We start from the raw sequence: 23968 nt of genomic DNA on the forward strand, positions 1-23968 counted from the left end.
ATGTATGTTGCCTTTCGGTTTTCAGACCAAAAATCATTTTTAATTCGTTCATCATAATCTTTGCCAAAAAAAAAAACAAATAACCAGATAACGCCGTTGGGTAGCTAATACGGTGTTATCTGGTATATTCTACTCTTCTATATGAAAGAATAGTGTCCATTACTTAGGATCCTTGTATTGTCGTGCATTCTCACTGTCACTTAGACCTTTAGTGGTATGATCGACCACACCGCCGACCCCAAAGAATGTAAGCGCTATGAAGTTAATGATGCCCAAAGCCCCGTTCAATGCATCATCAGTAATGGTAAAGCCTATAGGGGTAATGAAATTGTTTATGAACGCGGCAACCATCTGCGTCAATATTAAAAGCCCAGGAAGGAGTACCGTGAATATAAACGTCGGATTCTTAAAACGCACTCTCCAGTTGATCATTGCCTTTCCCCCTCTCTATCATATTAAATCCGCTTCATTGAAGATAGTTACGGACTTGCTATATATTATGCGGCTTGTCCTTTTTACGTTCGGATATTCCATTAATAATCTATCTCGCTAGTTTCCCATAAACATAAAAAAGCCCATCCGAGGATGGACCTTCTCTTAAACATAAAAGTAGTTTTAGAAAAAGCTAGAGAGCGCCTTACTTTAACAAGTAAGTAACAACCTCCTCAAGGTCTAAATACTCCTCAGCGTACCAGTTGATTCCTTCCTTCAGAAAATAAGCTTCTGCCTCTATAGGCGAATTGGAAGTCACAGTCCGCAAACCTTTTCTCTCAATCTCCCCCGGAATGAATACTGGCGGCAAATCCTCTGCCATCCAAAACCGTTTATACTGCTGAGCCAATTTATCCTTTTCGAATTCACCTATCATTTGCCCCCGGTTTATAAATATGAGGTAATCGGCAAGCCTGCGGATATCCTCCATTTGATGAGTGGAAATGAATACCGTCTTTTCTCCCCTTTCCATCCACTTAATCAAAAAGTCCGTGTACTTCCGTTTTGAGACGATATCCATATGTGCGGTCGGTTCATTGATCGGCGGTACATTATCCCATGAAGTCATTTTTGTTCAACGTTCGCAAATGCCTTTAATGATACTTGCTGCTATCTCTGCTGCATCAGCTAATTTCATTTTAAATAAAGTCACGAAAAAATATTTAAGCGGGAGAAAGCAAAAAGAAAGAACGTTCGATCCGTGATCGAGCGTTCTTTTATCCTGAACATATTTAATGAATGTAAATAAAACGATAGGCATGATAGATGCTTTTCATATTTGAATGAGAATAATTCCTTAGAGTTATTTGATACTCGAACCTTCACTTTTCCTTTCAAATGCTAGAATTGCCACACTCAATTCCCCTTCAAAAACCATCGAATCCGTTCAGCAGCTTCCGTCAATCTCTCAACCGGTTGGACCAAAGCCATCCGGACATACCCTTCACCCTGCTTCCCGAAAGCATCTCCGGGGACGACTGTAACCCCTGCTTTTTCGATCAATGCATAGGAAAAATCGCGTGATTTCCAACCAGCTGGAATTTGGGCCCAAATAAACATCGTGGCTGAGGTTTTCGGAACATGCCATCCCCCATCGGCAAGGCCTGATATCAAGGCATCTCGACGGGACTCGTATTCCTTAACCTGATCGGATAGCAGAGAAAGGTTGGAAGTAAGCGCCATTTCGGCAGCTTTTTGGATGGGATAAAAAACCCCATAATCGATGTGTGATTTCAAAGTTCCCAGAATGTTCAGCGCATCGCGATTGCCGACCGCATACCCAATGCGGCATCCGGCCATATTAAATGTTTTGGAAAGTGAATTAAATTCAATTCCCACTTCCTTGGCACCCGGAATGGACATAAAACTAATTTGTGGATGATTATCAAAAATTAACTCAGAATAAGCAAAATCGTGAACCACCAGGATCTCATTCTTTTCCGCAAACGATATGACTTCTGAAAAGAAAACTTCATCAGCAAGGGAGGTGACAGGATTTCCTGGATAACTGATGATCATCATTTTCGTTTTTTGCACTATTTCATCCGGAATTCCGTTGAGCTGGGGGAGGAATCCGTTCTCGGCAGTAAGCGGCATCGGATGAATGATTCCGCCGGCAAGCTCTACACTCGCTTCATAAATTGGATATCCCGGATCTGGCACCAGCACATAATCTCCCGGGTTTATCATCGCCGTTGCCAAGTGTGCAAGTCCATCCTGGGATCCCATCAGTTGAAGGACTTCTTTTTCTGCATCCAGCTCCACTCCATACCGCTGCCGATAAAAATAACGGACTGCTTCATGGAACTCAGGCGTACCTTTTAACGTATACCCGTAGGAATTTGGATTCTTCGCATATTTCACAAGCGTTTCCACTACAAAATCAGGCGGTGGTAAATCCGGACTTCCTACACTCAAATCGATAACATCCATCCCTCTTTTCATTGCTTCCTGCTTGCGGGTCGCCAATTCTGAAAATATCCCTGTTGTGAATCTTCCGACTTTTTCAGATGGAGTCATATTCATTTATGATTCCCCTCCATTATTGATCTTTTATCTATCATTATAGCAATCAATCTCCGGTATTTTATACCCTTAATTAGTGCTCATCAGTATCTGTTCAAGTGCTTCATCAAGATGATGGAATTTAAATGCATACCCTTCCTTTTCCAACCTCTTAGGTATGACCCAGCGGCTTTTTAATATCAATTCCGTTTCGGTCCCCATAAAGAAAGCCCCCATTTCAAGCATGGGTGTTGGGCATGGCATTCCTATCTTTTTATTCATGATTTTTCTCAAATGGGCCATTAATTCGCGATTTGTAACTGGATGCGGTGAAGAACAATTGAATACCCCGCTCAATTCCTCATTCTTTCTCAAAAAAAGGACAATATTAAATAAATCTTCTATATGTATCCAACTGAATTTCTGATTTCCTGATCCTTGATGGCCTCCCAGGCCGAATTTAACCAAATTCCTATAAGGGGTCATCACTCCCCCATCTCCCAATACAATGGCGATCCGTAAAGCAATTTGTCTCGTCTTGGGTAATTGGAAATCGAAAAATGAGCGCTCCCATGCTTTAGCTACATCAACGGAAAAGCCTGAACCGATCACACCATCCTCTTCCGTCATTGGTTTATCTTCGGCATGCCTGTATATCGTTGCCGTACTTGAGTTTATCCATAATGAAGGTGGATTTTCACATTGTTCGATCGCCTGTCCGAGCACTTCAGTCGTATCAGTTCGTGAATCCAATATTTCTTGCTTATTCTTGACATTATAGCGGCAATTGACCGTTTTTCCTGCTAAGTTGATTAACATATCCGAATTATCGATCGTTTCCCTTATTCCTTCTTTATCTTCCCAGCCAATATGAGGGGTTTGCCTGGAGATGATCCTTACCTCATACCCTAAATTCCTGAAATGCCTTTCAAAGTATTGACCGACAAAACCAGTCCCGCCCGCTAAAACCACTTTCTTCAGCATATACCCAACCCACTTTCTCTTATGAGTTAATAGTACGAATAATAACCAGTGATATCTTTTTTTGTGAATTAATTCACAAAGATTATACCATATTATTACATTGAATGGTAGCACGAATACATAACATACCGCTAAGCAATAATTGATGAACTTGTCCAAGCAAAAGGGAAAATTACACATAAATTAGTAATGTGGAAAATTATAAAACAAAGGGATGATTTCAGTGTCAAACAAAAAACTAAGAAGAACTGGCAATTCCGGAACTGGCAATAGCAGCCGTAGGACTGCCTTGAGAAGAGTCTTAGAAAATTTTTTAAACAATAATAGAGGTACTTCAATCAAGGAACCCACTTCTATCAAGGAACCTACTTCTATCAAGGAATTTGAAAGGAATTAGAAGGATGCTTTTTTGAAATTAACAGGGAATCCCTTTGGACTATTCTAAAGGGATTCCCTGTTAAAATACTGTTTTCTGACTTTTGGTTATGTATTTACATGTACCAGCTATATATTTCTAGTGAATAACTGTTATATCTAATAGAGATAAGGAGAAGTTATGATGTATTTTTTTCGAGACTGGAAACCTAAAAAAGATATAAAGAAATTAACGGATATTACAGTAAAAAATTTTCGGGTTTCGTCCGATAAAGTGAATGAAATTTTGCAAAAGTCACACAAGGTACTTGTGATTTGTAATGATAAAGGTAAAGTAGTGGGGTTTCTTTGTTATAATCTTTATTTATATAAAGTTGCTCATATTAATTATGTAGTCCTTGACAAGAAATATAGAGGAAAGGGAATTCTGCAATCCCTTTTACCAGAATTAGTTGCATATGTGAGAAAAAAAGGAATTCTTGTTTTGTCCGGTTTTGTGAACAAAAATAACCCTGAAGCATTGCAAAAGTTTAAAGGCCTTGGATTTAAACCGATTTTAATTTATCATGATGACATTCTAATACAATCCCTGATTTAAAAAGGCCTCCTGCCCCTTATAGCGTAAATAAGAAGAAAGATCGATTAAAATACATTCTGTTTTACCATTCATTAACTGGAATTCTCTGTCTGGTACTAATAATGAATTGAGGATTACCCCGAATATATGAATCTTGTGTTACTCCCTGCAATGAAAAACTACAGAAAGAAATCGCCTGTAAATTCTACATGGATTCATAGGCATTTTCCTTGTAATCTCTTCGACCATTTAATACCCAATCATGATCTGACCCTCACTAGGATGCTTCATTGAACTGCCCTTTTCTACATATAGTCACGTACAATTCAATTGAACGAAACAATCCGCCCGTATGTCCTACCTTGTCTTGATATTTGAGTTCCCCATTAAAAAGGTCGACCAGAAAAAACTGGTCAACCATATATACGATTATCTTAATTGAATAAAACAGGAACGGTGCTGTCCATATTAGAAGGAATACGCAATGATTTAATACCTCAACCATAATGTTAAATTTTTTCTATATTTTCAAAATCGACCCATAACTTCAGCACCCATTCGTGTATAGTGATTGTATAACTGCTTAAAGGGGAGATAATTATGAAATCGATAGAACTAATCATCTTAAATATGGAAGAGGTTAGAAGAAGAAACATTAAACTATGGACTTCAATACCTAAAGACACACTCCATTGGAAACCAGACGACAAGGCAATGAGCTGTTTAGAAATGGTTAGACATGTCCTTGATAGTGAGCATTACTATCATTTATCTATTAAAAATCACGGTAGCTTACCAGTTTATGAATCACCATTTGAAAAACAGCCACTTATCTCTGTGGAAGCGGAATTAAACTTTGCCGAACCTTACAGGCGTGATTTTTTGGAAACAATAGTATCCTTTAGCGAAGACGACTTATCCAATATTAAAATTGATCGCTCTAATGTAGGCTATATCAGGGATTTAGGAGACATGTTGCTAAGAATCGCTTATCATGAGTCTGTACATACTGGTCAATTATTGGACTATTTAAGAACTGCTGGAGTTCCTAGAATTAGCGTTTGGGATTAACAGCATCATCTTCAAAGGGTGTTTCACATGGTGAAGCACCCTTTTCCTTTTGTGAAAAATCATGATGTATGCTATCCAAATCTATAATCATTGTTATTCTTATATACATGTATAATAGTCTCGCAGTTCAACAGATTTCAAACATAATGACAGGCTGTGAAATGACCATTTCCGATATCCCGGTACTCCGGTACCCTTTCGGCGCAAAGCACTGTTGCCATCGGACAGCGAGTCCGAAACTTACATCCCGATGGCGGGTTCACCGGACTCGGGATGTCTCCTTTTAAAATGATCCGTTCACGCTTTACACGCGGATCAGGGATGGGAACGGCAGACAGGAGCGCTTTCGTATAGGGATGCAGCGGGTTATCAAAAAGTTCCTCTTTGGTTGCCAACTCAACAATATTCCCTAGATACATGATGGCTATTTTTGTGCACAAATGCTCCACCACACTCAAATCATGGGAAATGAACAAATAGGAAAGCCCGTTTTTCTTACGCAGCTCACTAAAAAGATTAATGATTTGAGCCTGGATGGATACGTCGAGGGCCGCAACAGGTTCATCCATAACAAGAAATTCGGGATTGAGGGCCATCGCCCTGGCAATGACAATCCTCTGCCGTTGCCCACCCGAAAACTCATGCGGATAGCGGTCCACATGATACGGAGAAAGGCCGCAAGTTTCCATGACCTGAAGCACCTTTTCCCTGACGTCCTTATTTGTGGCTAGGCCGTGTTCGACCATGGCTTCCCCGATTGCGTCCCCAACTCGTATACGGGGATTCAAGGAACTGAAAGGGTCCTGAAAAACAAGCTGCGTTTGAACCCTGAGGCGGCGCAGGTCTTTTTTATTCAAGCTGAACACATCTTCCCCTTTAAAATGCACTTCACCTTCCGTTTTGTCATGAAGTCTTAAAATTGTCTTTCCAATGGTTGATTTCCCGCTACCGGATTCACCGACTAAACCAAACACATCTCCTTTTTCAATGGTAAATGTGACACCGTCGACGGCTTTTACCGATTCATTCTTTTTACCGAAAATTCCTTTTGAGCTTGAGTAATATTTTTTTAAGTTTTTCACTTCCAATAATGCTTGACTCATGTAACGGCCTCCCCCTCAAATAAATGGCAGCTTACACTATGATTGTCGGAGGTTTCTTTCAGTTCAGGGTGCTTTTTCAAGCAAATATCCTTACGATGCTCGCAGCGATCGGCAAAATAGCAGGATTCCGACAGTTCAGCCAGGTTCGGAACTTGCCCCGCAATCGTAAATAGTGATTCCTTCCTTTCCCCAATGAGTGGCTTTGCTTTCAATAGTCCCTTTGTATAGGGATGCTGAGGATTTGTATACATCTCCATGACTGGTCCCCGCTCCACGATTTTCCCAGCATACATTACAATGACATAGTCTGCCATTTCCGCTACAACTCCAAGATCATGAGTAATTAGCAATATGGATGTATTGAATTCCTTTTTTATATCCCGCAATATATCTAAAATTTGGGCCTGGATGGTTACATCAAGAGCAGTCGTCGGTTCATCAGCTATGATGAGCCTTGGATTGCAGCTGATGGCAATGCCGATCATTATCCGTTGAAGCATCCCCCCGCTCAGTTCGTGAGGGTACATGCCGATTATTTTCTCGGAGTTTGGTATTCCAAGCAATGTTATGAGTTCCCGTGCCTTCTTATAAGCATCTTTCCTGCTTAGGAGCAAATGTTCCTGCAGTGGTTCGATCATCTGCTGACCAATCGTATAAACTGGGTTTAACGATGTCATCGGCTCTTGAAAGATCATTCCGATATCATTTCCGCGAAGGCGGTTTATTTCTTTTTTGTTCATTTGCAGCAGATTACGTCCGGCAAAATTCACTTCGCCTTTTTCAATTTTGCCGGACTCAGGAACCAACTGCATGATTGAAAGCGAAGTTATGCTTTTTCCGCAGCCGGATTCCCCAACGATACAAACGGTTTCCTGCTCGCCAATTGAAAAGCTGACGTTGTTCACTGCCTTTACAACGCCTTCTTCTGTATAAAAATTCGTTTCAAGGTTTTTCACTTCCAATAGAGCTTCACTCAAAACCAACACCTACCTTTTCATTTTCGGATCCAGCGCATCCCTCAACCCATCTCCTAGCAGATTAATGGACACCACTGTTAAAAAGATCGTTAATCCTGGCGGAATCCATAACCATGGGCGCTTACGGAAGTCCATATAATTATTGGCGGCATCCATCATATTTCCCCAAGAAGGGGTAGGTGGAACAACTCCCAATCCAAGAAAGCTCAACGCCGATTCACTGAGAATCGAACCAGCAACATTTAAGGTTGCCACAACAAGCAACAATGGTAGGGTATTCGGAATCAGATGATGGAAAATCTTCCGTCTGTCGCTTAATCCGAGAACTTCCGTTGCTTGCATGAAGGGTTGTTCCCTTAAGGACAAAATCTGCCCTCGCACAAGTCTTGCAAGAGCTGGCCAGCCGACAACACTTAGCATGATCATGATGATGTAAAGCCTGTATTCGGATGGAACCTTCCACTCTGATAGGATGGCCCCCATTATTAATAGAAGCGGCAATCCCGGAATGGACATTAATATATCCGCGAGACGCATGATGACCAAATCCACGACTCCTCGATAAAAGCCAGATATCGCACCAAGAAACGCTCCGATAGCAATGGATAGGAACATGGAAGCAAGACCTATCGTTAATGATATCTGTCCTGCCATCATCAGCCTTGTCAGTACGTCCCTTCCGTAATTGTCAGTACCAAGCCAATGTGAGGCACTTGGTGGCTGATTGGAATATGCGATGTCTGTCCTATCAAGAATATACGGCGAAAAATGCGGCCCGACAAAACTGAGCAAAAACATGAATATGAGGAAAAATAAGCTGACCATCGCCAATTTGTTCTTATTTAGACGGCGATAGGTCTGTTTCCATAATGAAGGGGATTTAACCTTCGCTGGCTTCTTCCCCTTTTGGATTAACGGTTTAGCAGTCTCCATTTTCACCCCTCCTATTTCAGCCTGATTCTAGGATCGACAGCTGCGTAAGTCACGTCGGCAAGAAAGTTGCCGATGATGGTAAGGCAGGAAAGAAACAGTGTGAATGCCATCAGGACAGGGTAATCACGGAAACTGACCGATTCCAATTGGATTCTTCCCACTCCTGGCCAATTGAAGATCTGTTCCATGATGATCGCACCGGAAAAAAGACCCGGCAATTCAAAGGCAAGGAGCGTAATAACTGGAAGGATGGCATTTTTAAGAGCATGTTTAAATATGACCACTCTCTCCTTTAACCCCTTTGCCCTAGCCGTCCGGATATAATCCTGCCTGATCACCTCAAGCATTCCGGTCCGGAAATAACGGGTAAGTGACCCGATGCCAAGCAGCGTTAATATGGTTACCGGCAAAATCATGTGCTTACCTACCTCCAGAATATAGGCAAAGCCAGTGCTGTTGCTTCCCGTATCTATCATGCCGCCGACCGGCAGGACTTTCAAATCCACACCGAACCATTTTATGAATAGCAGACTGATGAAAAATGAAGGGAAGGACATGGCGGCAAACACGAAAAACGTAACAAGTCCATCCAACAATGAATATTGCTTAATGGCCGAGAGAACGCCGGTCAGGAGAGCGATGGTCCACGTCAGGAACAACGCGAGCAGCGCCACTATAAAAGAGTTCCAAACATATTTGTTTAGCAACGAAGTTACACTTTCCTGATGTTTTAATGAGAAACCGAGATTCCCTTGAAACACATTCCCGAGCCACGTGAAATATCGCTGCAGCATAGGCTGGTCCAGTCCGTACAAAGCCTTCAGTTCCTGTGCCCTTTCGGGTGTGAGGCTTAAGTTTGAATCAATATAATCACCAGGAAGCATGGCAAATAAAAAGAAAATGATAAAAGACGTTCCAAACAAAATAACGATCATTTGTATAAATCTCTGCAGAACATATTGTTTCACCTGGTAATCCCCCTTTTGCAGATAAAATGCCTAGCTATGCGCCAGGCATTTTACATCTTACTTTTTAATTGAAATATTCGGTAAGCTCGATCCTATGCCCGTATAGTTGTCAGGAACCAATCCTTCGATTTGCCCGCTGATTGCTCTTGCACTCTGGCGGTAATGAATAAGGATATATGGAGGGTCCTGTGTAAACTCTTTATATAGTTCATGATACAGTTCTTTACGTTTATCGATATCAAGAGTACCTAAACCTTCTTGAATCAGTTGATCGACCTTAGGATTTGAATAACCCACATAGTTATTAGGGTTATTGGTTGCAAGGTCTTCCACTGTATCGCTCGGGTCAAGGATTTGTGATGTGGAGACCGCTGCAAAATCATAATCTTTTGCCGTTAGCTTCGATACAAGAGCATTAAAGTCCGTTACTTCCGGCTCGAATTTAATACCGATATCTGAGTAATTTTCTTTCGCGATCGGAATCACGGCATCCTCTGCATCTGCAGTTAGATAGCGGATTTTCAATTGTACGCCGTCTTTTTCACGGATACCGCTTTTACCGACCTTCCAGCCTGCTTTATCCAGGAGTTCTTTTGCTTTCCCGGCATCAAATGCATACTGTGTGACACCTTCATTGTTATAAGCCCATGAAACAGGGGAAACCGGAACATCTGCTACCTGTCCAAAGCCTTTAAATCGTACATCTACAATTTTCTGGCGGTCCATTCCATAAAGCAGTGCTTGGCGTACTGCTTTATCCTTAAATTGCGGTCGAGTATTATTTACATAAATCAAGCCATAATCGTTCACCGGAGCCACTTGCACATTGGCAAATTTCAAGCTCTCCAATTGCCCTACCGTATCATCATCAGCCGGAAAACCTGCATAATCAAGCTCACCAGTTTCAAACTGCTGAAGAGAAGTGGCTTTATCGATGATTTTGTAAATCAAGTTTTCCGTTTTAGGTTTCCCTTTGTAATAATTATCGTTGGCCGTGTAGCGTATTTCCTGTCCAGGTACATATTTAGAGAATACATATGGTCCCGCACCAAGTGGTTTCGAATACAACTCTTTTAAGTAATCCAACTTACCGTATTCGTAGTCTTTTCCGTAATATGCCTTAGAAAGCACCTGCCCTCCAAGAATTAATAATGCCTTCGCATTTACTTTTTCAGTCGCAATTTCTATCCTTTGTTCATCCAATACTTTGATGCCCTCTATCGATTCGGCTTTACCTTCTTTATACTCTTTACCGCCTTTAATAGCAGCAAGGGAAATGTCTTGGTACCCATTGTAAGAAGGATCATGAAGAAGTGTAAGTGTAAACGCAACATCATCTGCCGTCACAGGAGAACCATCGCTGAATTTAGCATTTTTCCTCAACTTGAAAGTATAGGTCATTTGATCTTTAGAAGTATCCCAACTCTCTGCAAGAACCGGAACCGGTTTTCCATCTTTATCAAGATCCACAAGCGGTGAGAAGATTGGCGTCGTTGCGTTGCCATCCCAGCCGTTTTCATAAAAATAAGGAAGGAACACCCCTCCTGGAGCTGAGATGCCAGCAACGAATGTATCTTTTCTTGCTTTGGTTTTACCAGGCAAAGCAGATAAGTCGGTTGCTTTATAACTTTTTTCTTCTGCCCTTTTCACAGTGACATTGTTTGTTTTTGGCACGCTTTCTTTTGTTTCATCATCCCCTGAACTGTTTAATGCACATGCTGATAAAAACAATAACAACACAATCAAGAGAATTAGACTGCTGATCCCCTTTTTCATTCCCCAACCCCCATTATTTTATTTTTCACAATCCCTGCCACTATGTATATATAGCGAAATCGGCTAACGAATTTAAAGCATATTATTCTGACAGGTTTTATGAGATTTATTTTGTTAGCTTACTTAAACTAGATAAATTTGTCAATATATAATTTTTATTACAATTAAAGGATAAAAAGGAATTCGCGCAATGTAATCCTGTACACTCTTTGTACCAAAAAACAAACAATCAACTGTAACTATGTGAACGGAAAAATGATCACCAAGAGAATGTTTCATGATTAGGAAATTGTGGAAAATAAATGATATAGGAGGGATAAGAAATGTTATCTAAAAAACCAGCGGTCAGAATGGTTAGCGCTGTTATTCTAACCAGTACTCTTTTAGGGGCGGGTGCTTCATTTTCAACAGAATCGATTGAGGCTGCTTCCACTATGGATTCCACTTCTGGCATACCTAAGGAACACGCTCTTACAACCTTACATGAAATCTACAACAAAGCTTTTTCAGGAGAGATGCCTTATATTGTCAAGGGTTTGACAATTAGTGAAAACACAAAAAAAGAAGTATATGATACATTTGGTTCCCCCCCAGAACCAGGTAACACCGATGAAACATTTGACTATTACCATGCAGAGATGGGACACCCAGGATTTGCATTTGCCTATAACGATGACAAGACCATCTTACAAATCCGATATTTTGGGACAAATGTAGAACGGGACCATAATCTAGGAAGCATCACACCTAAAGTTTTAGGGAAACAACTCGGCAGCGCTGACGAAATACGCCATATTTCCAGTACGAATGAAATCAACTATATTTACAAGACAGGAAATTATGAACTACAATTCATTGTCGGTGAAGATCAAACTGTAGATCATATCAATTTACTCGAAGCTAAATAATATTTACGGCAAAATAGTCGTTGCAGGTTGTAGAGAAGGAATATTTTCTCTACAGCCTTTTTGTTTCCAGTCTCTAACCTTCTATCACTTTCAACCTCCCAAAATACAGAATGGAATCCGAACCGATCGTTCCATTTACAAAAACCATACTCCCCCCAAACGAGCTCTTAATATTTTTACAATAAAATTAGCTTGTTCAATATTATTTCAATATTAGGAGATGTCGGAAAGATGATTAATAAGTTCAGGGCATTCACAGTATCGGTTCTAAGCATAGCCATCCTTTTTCAAGGTCTTCCCGCGGTTGCTGCAAAAGATTCAGAAGACAATCAACCTGGAGGCAGATGGATAAAGGGCGAATATCATGCCCATACCACTCAGTCAGATGATGCCGAGGGATCACAGAGCCTTGAAAGCTTGCTAAATAACGCATTTGAAAAGTACGGCATGGATTGGATGGGAATTTCCGACCACTTGAGGATGTCTTCAAGGGATGATGAGGGAAATTTGATTCCGGGCGGGCCGATACCGCTATCTCAGGGAATCATTCAATATCAAGCCCCGAAAATGGAACAACTTCAAAAAGAGGGAAAATTTAAAAATAAAGTCATCTTTTCAGGCTTTGAATGGGACATGCCTACATACGAGCATGTCGGCATAGGCATTTTGGGAGATCAGCCGGGATCACCTAAAAGTCTGAAAGCTGGCAATCAATTTGAATATCTGTTCACCAACCAGGATGAAAAGATGTTTGATCCTGTGGATGTAGCCGTCTGGAAAGCACAGGATCAAAGAGCCAATAAGACACCCGGGGATGCTCGAACGGCATTGGCATGGCTTGAGAAAAATTATAAGAATACAAGTTATGCCATATTGAACCATCCATCAAGAAAAAGGGTGTACAACATATCTGATTTTCGCGACTTCAACAATATCGCCCCGAATGTCATGTTCGGATTTGAAGGGATGCCAGGTAACCAGATGGAGCCAGATAGAGGCGGTTTAAATCTGACAACACCCGAAAATCGGACCTATGGCGGTTCCGATTACATGCTTGCTAAGGTAGGAGGTGCATGGGATGCGCTTCTTGGGGAAGGTCGTAAGTTCTGGACCTTTTCAAATTCGGACTCCCATTTTGAAATCAGTGAAAACCGGCTATACTCCAGCGGTTACTGGCCAGGAGAATATTCGAAGAATTATACATGGGTAAATGGTTCATCAATGCAATCCGTCCTTAATGGAATGCGATCCGGAAAATCCTTCTCCGTTTTTGGTGACTTGATCGATGCTCTTGATTTCCAAGCTAAAAACGGAAACAACAAGGCAGATATGGGCGGGGAACTTAAAGTGAAGGAAGGACAGGTGGTCAAGATTACCATCCGATTTAAGAGCCCCAAAAAGAACAACAACGGGGACCCCGTTAAGGTGGATCACGTGGATTTAATTTCCGGGGAAGTAACCGGAAAAGCAGTGCCTGGAACACCTGCTTATAATAAAGCTACCAATGATACGACAAAAGTGGTTAAACGCTTTACAAGTAAAGACTGGAAAACCGATGGCGACGGTTTTCATGCCATCACTTACAAAGTCAAAGCGAATAAGGATCAATATTTCCGTTTGCGAGGGACGAATCTAGGGGTAAATGTCACTGGAGAAACGATTGACGGTGAACCGCTGATTGATACAAAGACTGAAATCGAGGATAACGAAACGCGTTTTTCAGAAATAAACAAACGTAACTATAATGACCTTTGGTTCTATTCGAACCCCATTTTCGTCAGCGTAGAGGATAAAAATCATGATAAACACAAAGTTAATTAATATTCCGCAATAGTTCTGGACGGTCCAAAAAAAGCCCCTCATCCACTAAGCCAATAATCGATGTGGATGAGGGGCTTTTTGTCCCCTTAGATTCTTAATGATCCCTTCCCTTTCTTTAAAATCCTTCCTCGGATAACGATTATCTTTCTTTTAGTATTATTTCACTTCAATGCGTGAAAATCCGTATAATTCACCAAGTTTCATTAACACTAATCATATAAGTTATTTTCATTGACTTTTTTCCTTTTCTTGTATAGTATCACAGAGTATCAATCCCTATCAGATTACTAGGAGGTTTACCCAAATGAAAAAAATGGTTGCACTTTTATCGCTATTGTTAGCTTTCACGGTTGTACTTACCGCTTGTGGTACCAATACAAAAAATGAGGCAAACGATACCGACAATAAATCTTCTTCACAAGAAAATCTATATGATAAAGTTAAAAACGATGGCGTATTAACAGTTGGAACAGAAGGTACATACCCTCCTTTCACATTCCACGATGATTCAGATAAACTAACGGGGTTTGATGTTGAAATTGCTAAAGAAGTGGCAAAACGCCTTGGAGTTAAAGCTGAATTCAAGGAAACACAATGGGACGGCATGTTTGCAGGATTGGATGCTAAACGTTTTGATATGATCGCAAACCAAGTGGGCATCGATGAAGACCGTCAAAAAAAATATGATTTCTCTGACCCATATATTCAATCCGGAGCCGTATTGCTTGTACACAAAGACAATTCGGATATTAAATCCTTTGATGATTTGAAAGGTAAGACCTCTGCACAATCTTTAACGAGTAACTACAATGATCTAGCCAAATCACATGGTGCTGAAGTTACCGGTATTGAAGGATTTTCTCAATCTGTACAGCTTATTGGTTCTAAACGTGTAGATGCGACGATCAATGACAAATTGTCGTACCTTGATTATAAAAAGCAACACCCTGATGCACCTATCAAAGTCGCTGATGAGGAAGAAAGCGGAGTCGCCAGTGGTTTAATGTTCAGAAAAGACAGCGGCAAATTAGTGGAAGAAGTAAACAAAGCATTAAAAGCAATGAAAGACGACGGCACGTACGCAAAAATCTCGGATAAATGGTTTGGTGAAGATGTTTCTCCTAAGTAATATTTTCACCGACCCCGAGCGTATGGACCAGCTTGTTTCCATCGCTCAAACCTCCCTCTATCCGATGATAGAGGGAGCTATTCAATATACAATTCCACTAACGCTAATTTCATTTGTTCTCGGCCTTATTCTCGCTGTACTCACAGCATTAGCTAGATTATCTTCCATTAGGATCTTTCAAATAATTGCGCGAGTATATGTGTCAATCATCCGCGGGACACCATTACTTGTGCAATTATTTATCATTTTTTATGGACTTCCAAATTTAGGAGTAACCATCAGTCCTTTTATATCGGCTATTATCGGATTCTCATTAAGTGTTGGAGCATACGCTTCTGAAATTATAAGAGCGGCCATTTTATCCATACCTAAAGGACAATGGGAAGCGGGCTATTCGATCGGGATGTCATATACCCAAGCTTTAAAGCGGATCGTCTTGCCGCAAGCAGCGCGTGTATCCGTTCCCCCATTATCCAACACGTTCATTAGCCTTTTAAAAGATACATCGCTTGCATCACTCATTCTTGTAACGGAATTATTCCGTAAAGCTCAGGAGATCGCTGCAAAAAACTATGAATTTCTACTACTTTACATGGAAGCGGCTGCTTTATATTGGATTTTGTGTACCATTTTATCCTTCATTCAAGGAAGTTTAGAAGACAGACTTAATCGTTATGTAGCAAAATAAGAACCGCAGTAGTTAAAGGGGATTTTAAAATGATCAACATTAAGAATCTTCATAAATCGTTTGGTGACCTTGAAGTTTTAAAGGGCATCGATTTGGAAGTGGAGCAAGGTAAAGTCATTGTATTGATCGGTCCTTCGGGTTCAGGTAAAACAACCTTTCTTCGGTGTTTGAATCTCCTTGAGGTGCCAACGGACGGGACGATTGAAATCGACCAAACCGTAATGGACTTCAAAAAACCCGTTAGAAAAAAATCGATTACATCTTTTCGCGGCTTGACAGGGATGGTTTTCCAAAGCTATAACCTCTTCCCCCACAAAACAGCTGTGGAAAATGTAATGGAAGGCCCCATCATCGTAAAAAATATAGCCAAACATGAAGCGAAAGAAACGGCTGCTGCCCTGCTTACAAAAGTGGGCTTAGGTGAAAAAATCGATTTTTATCCTTTTCAATTGTCCGGCGGACAGCAGCAACGAGTCGGCATTGCAAGGGCGCTGGCCATGGAACCTAAGGTCATGCTATTCGATGAACCCACTTCCGCTCTAGATCCTGAACTAGTTGGAGACGTGTTACAGGTAATGAAAGACCTGGCGAAAGAAGAAGGCATGACAATGATCGTAGTAACCCATGAAATGCGTTTCGCCCGTGAGGTCGCCGACGAAGTCATTTTCATGGATGATGGAAAAATAATGGAACGGGGAACACCCGAACAAATTTTCACAAACCCTAAAGAAGCACGTACACGCAAGTTCCTCAATATGATTCAATAAAAAAACGATGCTTTTGCAAGCACCGTCCGTGGCCCCCCGTTTTTTGGAAAATGGGGGGTTTTTCTTCATTAGATTAATGAGAGGCTTGGACCTGTTTAGTCCTTGTCCGTGCATGGTAAAGCTGAAAAAGAATCAAAGCAAAAACGGAAAGGATCGCTCCAGATATAAATGGCAAATCTATTGAAATCGAAAATAACCAACCGCCTATCGGAGGGCCTGCAATCCTGCCGAACGAGTCGAAGGAAGAAAGCAGTCCAGTGACACTTCCATGCCCCGACATGGAACTTTTGGTCAGCAAGGCCGAAATTGCAGGTCGGATGAACCCATTACCAACTCCGAAAATCGTTAGGAAGACCGCAGATGTCCAGAAACTGGTAGAAAACAGGATGAGAATGAAACCAACTGCCGATACGATGATTCCTACTCGGATAACCGCGCCTTCCCCGTATTTCTTTGTCATCCTACCCACTAATCCACCTTGAACAATCGCACTGCCAAATCCCATGATCATAAAGATATAGCCTAATTGAACAAGAGTGATATCAGCTTTTTTTGCTGCAAAATAGGCAAAAGTCGTTTCGAGTCCCGCCATTGAAAGCGTGACGATCAATTGTAGGATGAACATGGTGGTAAGTGGCCCTTTAAAGGCTATCCACATGGACTCTTTATTTTTAGACTGTTGGGCCCTCTTTTCAACCGTATGTGATTCCTTCAGTATCGCAATCACTAAGATTAGTGTGATCAAAGAGGAAATTCCAGCAATGTAAAAAGGTAAATTCAAACTTGATTTGGAGAATATCCCGCCAATCGCCGGACCAAAGATGAACCCTAGCCCTGTAGCAGCACCGATGATTCCCATCCCTTTTCCTCGATCTTCCGGAGTCGTGATATCAGCCACATACGCCATTGCGGTTGGCATGTTTGCCGATGACAAAATCCCGCCAACGATCCTGGCTACAAATAATACCCATAAAGAATCTGCCGAGGCCATGATGAAAAATGAAAGGGCCAATCCAGCAATCCCGATTATCATGACAGGCTTACGTCCTATCCGATCAGATATACGTCCCCACATCGGGGCAAAAAATAATTGCATTAACGAATAAACAGCCATTAAAAGACCAAGCTCAGTAGGACTGCCGCCAACCTTTTCAGCGAGGAACGGAATGACGGGAATGATGATTCCAAATCCGACCATGACTAAAAACATCACTAAAAAAAGAACGGGTAACACCTTTTTTGTTTCCATTATTTTTTTCTCCTTTTATTCTTCCACATTCGTTGAGTACATTTTTTAGAAAGATTTTGTTTTAAAGTACAGGAACGAAGTCCTGAATCATAATACTTAGCATGAACTGCCTAGCAATACTTTAAACAGTTTATCATACAACCTTTACCAAATCAGTAGGAAGCGCCATCTTCTTTCTCCCCAAATGAAAAGAAACCTCCTAAACTAAATAAAGATCAGGCATCGGGGTCCCTGATCCTTACAGTACATTTTCATTTACGTGTTTCGTGAAACTTGTGGAATGGATGCCAAAATTCATTACTTATAAGAAATATCTTTCACTTTCCCTTATTTTTTGCTGAAGGGTACTCTATACTGTAGGGTATGATTGATGTTTGGGAGGTAGAAGAATGTCAAATGATCAGTGGATTTTAATTATTGACGATGAAGAAGATTTAGCACGTCTCATGGAGACAGTTTTACATAAGGAAGGTATTCCAAATATTATTACGGCAGGGACGATTGCGGATGGATGGGCAAAGTTTCAGGAATTCAATCCTGCACTAGTCTTGCTAGATATTATGCTGCCAGATGGTGAAGGATATGATTTATGCAAGCAAATTCGTGAAGTGTCCAATGTTCCGATTTTATTTTTGTCCGCAAAGGATGAGGAAATTGATAAGCTTCTAGGATTGGCAATAGGCGGGGATGATTATATTACCAAACCATTTAGTCCGAAAGAAGTTGCCTATCGAGTAAAGGCACAGCTGAGACGTGCTGGCTTTTCAGAGGACAAAGCGGCTCCGAAAAAATTGCAAGTTGGTCCTTTTGAGCTTAGTGCCAATGAAAATGAAGTGAAAAAGGATGGCAACACAATCGAGCTCACAGCTAAAGAAATCGGGCTGATGAGCTGTTTTATGCATCACCCGAATCAGATCTTGAGCAAGGAGACTTTGTTTGAACATGTGTGGGGTGATGATTTCTTTGGCTCTGATAATACAGTGATGGTACATATTCGCCGTTTACGCGAAAAAATCGAGGTGGATCCTTCAAAGCCTTTGTTTTTAATAACCGTTAAAGGGCTTGGTTATAAATTACAAACCAAGGGGTGAAACAAGATGAAGTGGAAATTGACACGGCGCTTTTTAGGATCCGTTGTGACAATAGTTGTAATCGTAGGGATTGTAAATACAATTTTACTCTTAAGCTTACTCTTTTATCGAGCCATGCATGACTTCGGGACTGAAGAAGTATCTGCAGAAAACTTTAGCAGAACATTTTCACAATATGTGGAATTAAAAGATAACAAACCTATGGTAAATGAAAAAGGGCTGAAAAAATTGCAGGACAATAACGCCTGGATACAATTTTTGAATAATAAGGGTGAACAAGTGGCAGCCTTTTATACACCGAAAAAATTGCCAACCGTGTATTCTCCAGTTGAAATCGTCCAAATGTATAAGTATAAAGAAATTGATGCAGAGACAACTGTTTTTGTTGGCGAAACCCATAATTTCAGCTATTTTGTAGGCGTTAAGGAACAGAAAATTGGCCGCTATGTAATAACCTATAATTATGCTAAAGTTTTTAAAAACTTTAACATCTTACTATTACTTTTTTTAATCGTGGATATCATTATTGCATTAGGCATTGGATTCCTGTTTGGTAAAAGATTAACGAGACCGCTAAACATATTAATAGAAGGAATTCAGCAGCTCCGGGAGAGGAGCTTTAAAAAGATGAGCATACCAAAAGGCGTTTATGAAGATGTATTTCGCAATATGAATGAACTGTCAGTAAAGCTAGATCAGTATGAGAAAGAACGTGATCTTCTCGACCAAATGCGTGAGGAATGGATTAGCAATGTTTCACATGACATGAAGACACCACTTGCTTCCATCCATGGGTATACAGAATTGATGAAAGACAACGCCACAGATTTAACACCACAGGAATTGTATGAGTTTTCATCTATTATTAATAGACAGTCCACTTATATGAAAGATTTGTTAGATGACCTAAATTTAACGATGCGTTTGCGGAATCAAAGACTCCCCTTACAATTTGAAGATGTAGAAATCGTGGGGTTTATACGGGAAATGACGATCGAGCTTTTAAATGATTCACAACTTGGTGATCGACAGGTTGAATTTGAGGCAAATGTGGACATGGCAAAACATAAAGTGGATAAAAAATTACTGAAGCGGGCGATTTTTAACTTTATCTACAACGCACTCGTGCACAATGAGGAAAATGTCATTGTGAAAATACAAATTGATGATATTCGTCTAGAATCGGAACTTCATACCAAAATTACCATTTCCGATAATGGCCGCGGTATTCCCTCCGAAGATTTAGAACAGGTTTTTGAACGATATTATCGAGGTACGAATACTGCAAGTACACATGGGACTGGACTAGGTATGGCCATTGCAAGAGACATCATTCTGGCTCATAATGGAAAACTTGATTTGACTAGCGTTGAAAATAAGGGAACCACCATTACTATCCTTATATAATGCACATTTTACTTAACAGGAAAAGGGCTGTACTCCTCTTACTTATTGGAGACAGCCCTACTTCCCTATTTATTTTGTTTGTGCCTTTTTTGGAATTTCCTCAAATTTAACTTCATCATATGACGAAACTTCATCACCATTTTTCACGTACATCTTCAAGTAAGCATCTTTCCGAAGATTTTTTTGTGCCGTGAATTCAAGCGGTATTGTTTCACCATCTGCATTCTTTGCGTCCAGTTTATAAGAATAATAGGTCATCACTGAACCATCATCAAGTTTTGTTTCATGTTTTACCCCATCCTCTATAACTTGCAAATAATAATTGCTGGCATTCATGCGGTTAAAGTCTATTTTTGTAAGCGCGAAGACTCCTGCCGCTCCCAGTATAAATAAAATACCAATTACCATAAGAAATTTCTTCATCTCGATCATCCTTCTGTTTTATTATTTTGTGTGATAATACGATTGTAGGAAGCTACCGTTAAGAAATAATACAGACCGTAGATAACCGTATAAACAATCATCCAGATCAACACAGGTTTTTCCAGGTCCATCATCAATAAGCCCGAGAAGGCTTTTAAAGCAACTGCACTGTGTAATAACCCCACTGCCAGTGGTACGAAAAAGATTACGAATACTTGTGATGCAATGGATTTCCGCATTTCTTTTGCGTTAACGCCCATTTTATGAAGCATATTGTATTGTGATTTATCTTCCTCTGCTTCAGTTAGAACTTTAAAGTAAATGATACTGCCTGTTGCAGCTAAAAAAACCAGACCAAGAAAACTTCCGATAAAGAGCAATGAGCCCACACCCTCGATACTTGTTTGGAAATCTTGAGGGGCACTGGAAAATAGCGCTTCTTCAGGTAATTGTTTTGCAATTTTTTCTGATAAATCCGTGGAAGCTTGTTCAACACTGATAACACGATATTTTAGGGATTCCCCTTCTTTTTGCAATGATTTAAATTGATCATTCGATACTATCACTGCAATGCCTGCTGTTCCGGCATTTAAAACTGTTTGTGTCTTAAAACTTTGGAATGTGATTGCCGTGTTGTTTTCTGTCGTGATGGTCTTGTCCTTATATATAGGTGAGAACCTTTTGTCATATCCAATATCCAAAATGACTGCATTGTCATTATTCACAAGCAGTGCTTCCTTGCTTTGAACTTGTGCTAATTTGTTATATGTTTTTTCGTCGATAACCGTGTAAATCCTTTTATCAGAGCTATCGAATGCTGATGGCATGTTTAATTCTTTCGTATTAAATGTGACAGATAGTGCTTCAATATTTTCATCATACTTTGTATCTGACAATACAGCGCTCACTTGTTGATCGCTTTTTGCATCCGTTAGCTGATACATGAAGGTATTCGGATCAACGGTCATAACTTGGTCATTTGCATTGTAATAAAGACCATAAACCGCACCGCCGGCCGTTACCGTTGTAGCACTTAACACCGCAATTACGGTCAATGTACGTGCATTACCCCGAATGCGATACAGCAGTTGCGAGATCGTCATTAAATGAAGGCCTTTCCATAGCCATTTTTCATTTTTCTTAATCACGGCTAACACAAAGCCTGTCACGCTATGAAACAAGAGAAACGTACCGACAATAACTGTTGTCAATATAATGAGTGCTGTCATTAAAAACCCGACCTTTTCCCACACTTTAGAAGTAAAAAGATCTTGCATCGCCAACCAATAACCCATGACAATCAGGAAAATTCCCAGAATGGCTACAATCATTGATGGCTTCGGGGCTGCTTCTCCTTTTTTCGATGCATGGAAGAGATCAATTAGTTTAAATTGATAAATTAAACGATAGCCCTGGAATGATGTCACCAAGAAAATAATAAGAAATACGAAAGAGGTGTTCAATGCTGCAGATCCCGAAAAAGTAAATGGTGCTATGACACCATAGCCCATTAAATAAATCAAAATCGTCATGAATCCTTTTGAACAAAGGAATCCAAGGAAAATCCCGACAACTAATGAAACCAAACCAAGCAATAGGTTTTCAAAGAAGAGCATAAAACCAATTTGACGATTACGTACGCCAAGCAATGCATATAATGCCACTTCTTTTTTACGTTTTTTCATAAAGAATGAATTTGAATAGGCAATGAAAATGGCAACGAAGAAAATCAGGATGACTGCCGCACCACTCATTAATGAACCTAATTTTTGTGATGAAGCCGTTTGTTCTGCAACTGTGTCGCTATATTTTAATGTTACAAATGTGAAGTAGATGATAATGCTAAAAACCATCGATGCGATATATAAAAAATATTGGGAGAGGTTTCGTGCAATATTTTTTCTCGCTAGACTAAATAACGTCATCTACCTCACCTCCAATTGTTGCAAGGACATCTAAAATCTCTTGGAAGAAAGCTTTACGTGTTTTGCCACGACGGTAAATTTCTGTTGAAAGCGTACCATCCTTAATGAAAATAATGCGCCTGCAGAAGCTTGCGGCATAAGCATCATGCGTCACCATCATGATGGTGGAATTATTATTTTCATTCAGTTCACTTAAACTTTCGAGCAGACCTGTCGCCGATTTTGAGTCAAGTGCACCTGTTGGCTCATCTGCCAGGATCAGTGCCGGCTCTGTCACCAGCGCTCTGGCTGCAGCTGTTCTTTGCTTCTGGCCACCGGAGATTTGGTATGGATATTTAGCTAATAAATCCTCAATCCCAAATACTTTTGCAATACGATTCACTAAGATGGTAATTTCTTTCGCTGGAATTTTCGCAATCGCCAGTGGTAATAATATATTTTCCTTCACAGTCAAAGAGTCGAGCAAATTGTAATCCTGGAAGATGAAACCGAGATTATCACGTCTGAAATCTGTTAAGTCAGCTCCCTTCATATCGTGAATGCTCGTATCATTCATATAAATTTTCCCTTCAGTTGGCGAGTCAATAGTTGCTAACATATTAAGCAACGTCGATTTCCCCGCCCCAGAAGGTCCCATGATCCCTACAAACTCTCCTGCATGAATATCAAAAGATATATTTTCCAACGCTGTGTAGGCAGCACTTGATTTACCATAAGTTTTTTTTATATTATCCACTTTTAATAATGGTTCCATTTGTTTCACCTCTTAATTTTGTTGATACTTATACTTTACATGCCCATCCTTACAGCATGGTTATGCCAACCTTACAGCAAGCTTAAATCCATAAAAAAAACGCCTTCTTTTGAAAAGAAGACGTTTTTTCATTATGAATTTTTCAAACACCATCAAAGGACTTAATAATTACGATATTAGAGCATGCCCCTTATCATTTAACTTTGCTTCAATAGCCTGCGATCGATTACAAAATTCCCAAACGGGATGAATGAAACGATGAAGATCAACGCCATTTTTAAAAAGGACCATTTTGATATAATGCTCACATAGAGCAGTAAAAGCCCAAACACGACAAATAAGAAACCATGGATGCTGCCCAAAATGAGTGTTGCTTCCCCAATATCCAATATGTACTTAATGGGCATACCAATGGCAAGCAATAGAACATATGAAATTCCCTCAATTATTGTAATAAACCGAAACCAACCAATAGCTGTCGAAAACATTCGCTCATCCCCTTATTCATTGTACAAGAACGACACACAAACAGACTTCCAGCTTCTT

Annotated in this window: 24 protein-coding genes; 10 read left to right on the plus strand and 14 right to left on the minus strand. The window is 40.3% G+C overall.

The features are described 5' to 3' along the window. Positions 1 to 159: 159 nt before the first annotated feature. Together QUF94_RS23490 and QUF94_RS23495 are read right to left on the minus strand one after the other, a co-directional pair. The gene (locus QUF94_RS23490; RefSeq protein WP_289317956.1) at positions 160 to 432 is read right to left on the minus strand and encodes a phage holin; all 273 of its coding nucleotides are present in this window, start codon (positions 430 to 432) and stop codon (positions 160 to 162) included. 205 nt (positions 433 to 637) lie between these two features. Then, on the minus strand, positions 638 to 976 hold the full coding sequence (locus QUF94_RS23495; RefSeq protein ID WP_289317957.1) for an ATP-binding cassette domain-containing protein: 339 nt from the start codon (positions 974 to 976) through the stop codon (positions 638 to 640). 7 nt (positions 977 to 983) lie between these two features. Between QUF94_RS23495 and QUF94_RS23500 the strand changes: the two genes are divergently transcribed. After that, the gene (locus QUF94_RS23500; protein ID WP_289317958.1) at positions 984 to 1196 is read left to right on the plus strand and encodes a hypothetical protein; all 213 of its coding nucleotides are present in this window, start codon (positions 984 to 986) and stop codon (positions 1194 to 1196) included. A gap of 151 nt (positions 1197 to 1347) precedes the next feature. On the opposite strand, the gene QUF94_RS23505 is transcribed toward QUF94_RS23500, so the two are convergent. Then, positions 1348 to 2517, minus strand: coding sequence for an LL-diaminopimelate aminotransferase (locus QUF94_RS23505; protein WP_289317959.1), 1170 nt, complete (start codon positions 2515 to 2517; stop codon positions 1348 to 1350). 69 nt (positions 2518 to 2586) lie between these two features. Next, positions 2587 to 3480 (minus strand): TIGR01777 family oxidoreductase, encoded by an 894-nt coding sequence (locus tag QUF94_RS23510; RefSeq protein WP_289317960.1) that lies wholly within the window; start codon positions 3478 to 3480, stop codon positions 2587 to 2589. Between the two features lie 559 nt (positions 3481 to 4039). On the opposite strand from QUF94_RS23510, the gene QUF94_RS23515 reads away from it, so the two are divergent. Beyond that, positions 4040 to 4453, plus strand: coding sequence for a GNAT family N-acetyltransferase (locus QUF94_RS23515; protein ID WP_289317961.1), 414 nt, complete (start codon positions 4040 to 4042; stop codon positions 4451 to 4453). 579 nt (positions 4454 to 5032) lie between these two features. Beyond that, a complete protein-coding gene (locus QUF94_RS23520) occupies positions 5033 to 5503 on the plus strand; it encodes a DinB family protein (protein ID WP_289317962.1) in 471 nt (156 codons plus the stop codon). 137 nt (positions 5504 to 5640) lie between these two features. Here QUF94_RS23520 and QUF94_RS23525 read toward each other — a convergent pair whose 3' ends face one another. From QUF94_RS23525 to QUF94_RS23545, 5 genes are read right to left on the minus strand one after another with little or no spacing between them, the layout of a single operon-like run. Beyond that, positions 5641 to 6606 carry an ABC transporter ATP-binding protein gene (locus QUF94_RS23525; RefSeq protein ID WP_289317963.1) on the minus strand — a complete coding sequence of 322 codons (966 nt, stop codon included), beginning with the start codon at positions 6604 to 6606 and terminating at the stop codon, positions 5641 to 5643. Further along, positions 6603 to 7583 (minus strand): ABC transporter ATP-binding protein, encoded by a 981-nt coding sequence (locus QUF94_RS23530; protein ID WP_289317964.1) that lies wholly within the window; start codon positions 7581 to 7583, stop codon positions 6603 to 6605. The genes QUF94_RS23525 and QUF94_RS23530 overlap by 4 nt, the downstream gene beginning before the upstream one ends. Positions 7584 to 7592: 9 nt before the next feature. Next, positions 7593 to 8516, minus strand: coding sequence for an oligopeptide ABC transporter permease (opp4C, locus tag QUF94_RS23535; RefSeq protein ID WP_289317965.1), 924 nt, complete (start codon positions 8514 to 8516; stop codon positions 7593 to 7595). A gap of 11 nt (positions 8517 to 8527) precedes the next feature. Then, positions 8528 to 9484: an ABC transporter permease gene (locus QUF94_RS23540; RefSeq protein WP_289317966.1), complete on the minus strand. Its 957-nt coding sequence runs from the start codon at positions 9482 to 9484 to the stop codon at positions 8528 to 8530. A gap of 57 nt (positions 9485 to 9541) precedes the next feature. Further along, on the minus strand, positions 9542 to 11260 hold the full coding sequence (locus QUF94_RS23545) for an ABC transporter substrate-binding protein (RefSeq protein ID WP_289317967.1): 1719 nt from the start codon (positions 11258 to 11260) through the stop codon (positions 9542 to 9544). Positions 11261 to 11583: 323 nt separating this feature from the next. Between QUF94_RS23545 and QUF94_RS23550 the strand changes: the two genes are divergently transcribed. The 5 genes from QUF94_RS23550 to QUF94_RS23570 all read left to right on the plus strand — a co-directional run bounded on the left by QUF94_RS23550 (position 11584) and on the right by QUF94_RS23570 (position 16573). Further along, on the plus strand, positions 11584 to 12168 hold the full coding sequence (locus QUF94_RS23550) for a YjgB family protein (RefSeq protein WP_289317968.1): 585 nt from the start codon (positions 11584 to 11586) through the stop codon (positions 12166 to 12168). Positions 12169 to 12399: 231 nt separating this feature from the next. Next, positions 12400 to 13989, plus strand: coding sequence for a PHP domain-containing protein (locus QUF94_RS23555; protein WP_289317969.1), 1590 nt, complete (start codon positions 12400 to 12402; stop codon positions 13987 to 13989). A 304-nt stretch (positions 13990 to 14293) separates the two neighbouring features. Next, the gene (locus tag QUF94_RS23560; RefSeq protein WP_289317970.1) at positions 14294 to 15118 is read left to right on the plus strand and encodes an amino acid ABC transporter substrate-binding protein; all 825 of its coding nucleotides are present in this window, start codon (positions 14294 to 14296) and stop codon (positions 15116 to 15118) included. Beyond that, positions 15102 to 15806 (plus strand): amino acid ABC transporter permease, encoded by a 705-nt coding sequence (locus QUF94_RS23565; protein WP_289317971.1) that lies wholly within the window; start codon positions 15102 to 15104, stop codon positions 15804 to 15806. Before QUF94_RS23560 ends, QUF94_RS23565 begins: the two co-directional genes overlap by 17 nt. 29 nt (positions 15807 to 15835) lie before the next feature. After that, positions 15836 to 16573: an amino acid ABC transporter ATP-binding protein gene (locus QUF94_RS23570; protein WP_289317972.1), complete on the plus strand. Its 738-nt coding sequence runs from the start codon at positions 15836 to 15838 to the stop codon at positions 16571 to 16573. Between the two features lie 73 nt (positions 16574 to 16646). Here the strand turns inward: QUF94_RS23570 and QUF94_RS23575 are convergent, their stop codons facing one another. Continuing rightward, entirely contained in the window at positions 16647 to 17822 is a 1176-nt protein-coding gene (locus QUF94_RS23575; protein WP_289317973.1) for an MFS transporter, read from the minus strand. Positions 17823 to 18211: 389 nt separating this feature from the next. Here QUF94_RS23575 and QUF94_RS23580 point away from each other — a divergent pair, with 389 nt between their 5' ends. Continuing rightward, complete coding sequence (locus QUF94_RS23580) at positions 18212 to 18913, plus strand: response regulator transcription factor (protein WP_289317974.1); 702 nt, start codon at positions 18212 to 18214, stop codon at positions 18911 to 18913. A 6-nt stretch (positions 18914 to 18919) separates the two neighbouring features. Then, positions 18920 to 20320 carry a sensor histidine kinase gene (locus QUF94_RS23585; RefSeq protein ID WP_289317975.1) on the plus strand — a complete coding sequence of 467 codons (1401 nt, stop codon included), beginning with the start codon at positions 18920 to 18922 and terminating at the stop codon, positions 20318 to 20320. A 69-nt stretch (positions 20321 to 20389) separates the two neighbouring features. On the opposite strand, the gene QUF94_RS23590 is transcribed toward QUF94_RS23585, so the two are convergent. The 4 genes from QUF94_RS23590 to QUF94_RS23605 form a co-directional block, all read right to left on the minus strand. Then, complete coding sequence (locus tag QUF94_RS23590) at positions 20390 to 20743, minus strand: YxeA family protein (RefSeq protein WP_289317976.1); 354 nt, start codon at positions 20741 to 20743, stop codon at positions 20390 to 20392. A gap of 5 nt (positions 20744 to 20748) precedes the next feature. Beyond that, the gene (locus QUF94_RS23595) at positions 20749 to 22668 is read right to left on the minus strand and encodes an ABC transporter permease (RefSeq protein WP_289317977.1); all 1920 of its coding nucleotides are present in this window, start codon (positions 22666 to 22668) and stop codon (positions 20749 to 20751) included. Beyond that, entirely contained in the window at positions 22655 to 23422 is a 768-nt protein-coding gene (locus tag QUF94_RS23600; protein ID WP_289317978.1) for an ABC transporter ATP-binding protein, read from the minus strand. Before QUF94_RS23600 ends, QUF94_RS23595 begins: the two co-directional genes overlap by 14 nt. A 197-nt stretch (positions 23423 to 23619) precedes the next feature. Then, positions 23620 to 23910, minus strand: a complete 291-nt coding sequence (locus QUF94_RS23605) for a DUF3817 domain-containing protein (protein ID WP_289317979.1) — start codon at positions 23908 to 23910, stop codon at positions 23620 to 23622. Positions 23911 to 23968 lie beyond the last annotated feature (58 nt).

The sequence above is a fragment of the Peribacillus sp. NJ4 genome, from assembly GCF_030348345.1.
In the GTDB taxonomy this organism is placed as follows: domain Bacteria; phylum Bacillota; class Bacilli; order Bacillales; family DSM-1321; genus Peribacillus.